The organism is Neobacillus drentensis (assembly GCF_036965245.1).
GTDB classification, from domain to species: domain Bacteria; phylum Bacillota; class Bacilli; order Bacillales; family Cytobacillaceae; genus Neobacillus; species Neobacillus drentensis_G.
Window position 1 is genome coordinate 1 of the sequence record NZ_JBALPG010000037.1, and the last position, 1,372, is coordinate 1,372.

Annotated in this window: 1 protein-coding gene; it reads left to right on the forward strand. The window is 38.0% G+C overall.

What is annotated here, in order from left to right; all coding sequences use genetic code 11:
• Window positions 1-119 precede the first annotated feature (119 nt).
• Window positions 120-1,235: an IS110 family transposase gene (locus V7150_RS09205; protein WP_335516599.1), complete on the forward strand. Its 1,116-nt coding sequence runs from the start codon at window positions 120-122 to the stop codon at window positions 1,233-1,235.
• The last annotated feature ends 137 nt before the right edge of the window (window positions 1,236-1,372 follow it).

Genomic DNA, 1,372 nt, shown 5'->3' on the forward strand with positions numbered 1-1,372 from the left:
TTAAGTTATCATGAACGAAACTAGCACCTTACTCGTAACACCGTAGGTTAATTTGGTTACACTGTTTACTGGAAAAAACAAACCAAATCAGAGCTACATTACGGAAGGAGCTAGTTATTATGAAGGATACCATAAAATATGTAGGTTTAGACGTTTCAAAAGAAAAAATTGCCGTTGCCATTGCAGATGAAGGTCGTGATGAGCCAAGGTATTGGGGAATGATTCCTAACACTCCGGAATCCATTAGAAAGTTAGTAAAAAAGCTTGGAGAAAAGGATAATCTTCGAGTGTGTTATGAAGCTGGACCAACTGGCTATGGTTTATATCGGCTTTTTCTTAGCCTAGGAATTGAGTGTGAAGTGATCGCACCATCTTTAATCCCTAAAAAACCAGGTGAGCGCATCAAAACAGACCGTAGGGATTCGATTAAACTAGCAAAGTTATTTCGCGCCGGCGAATTAACTCCTGTTTATGTGCCAACAGAAGATGATGAAGCCCTTCGGGATTTAGTTCGTGCTCGTGAAGATGCCAAAGAAGATGAATTAAGAGCCAAACATCGATTATCGAAATTCCTTTTACGAAATGATATTCACCCTCCTTTCAAAGGAAAAAAATGGACCCGTAGATATCGTGAATGGTTAAATACCCTAAAGTTTGAACGTTCTACATCTAAAGTAGTTTTTCAAGAGTATTTGCATCATCTACAAGAAATTGAGCAAAGGGTAAAACGATTAGAGGAAGAAATTAAATTACAATCAACTGAAGGTTACCATGCGCCAATGATTCAAGCACTTCAATCATTAAGAGGAATAGCTACTATAACAGCTACCAGCCTTGTGGCTGAGATTGGATCATTTAAGAGATTTGATTCTCCCAAAAAATTAATGTCTTACGTTGGGTTAATTCCAAGCGAAAGCTCAAGTGGTGAAATCAGAAGACAAGGTAATATTACAAAAACAGGCAACCGTCATGTTCGTCGTTTGCTTGTAGAAGCAGCTTGGAGCTATCGATTTCCGCCTGCCATAAAGGGAGATTTAAAGAAAAGACTAGAAGGACAGTTGCCTAATGTTCAAATGATCTCATGGAAAGCTCAAAATCGCCTTCATAAAAAGTATTTTCGTTTACTATCACGTGGAAAGGCATTTGGAAAGGCATTAACAGCCATTGCAAGAGAATTAGCAGGATTTATCTGGGCAGTAACTCAAGAAGTTGAAAATAGCACCATTACAAAGTAAAAATTACGAATAAAATGATATTTAATTTTTCTTTAAAAGTCGGAGCATAGGGCTCGGAGGCAAAGGTAAAAACCGGTAAGGAGAAACCACGAAATGTACTTGTGCTATGCCAAATAGGCTAACGCACGTTTTAAGTT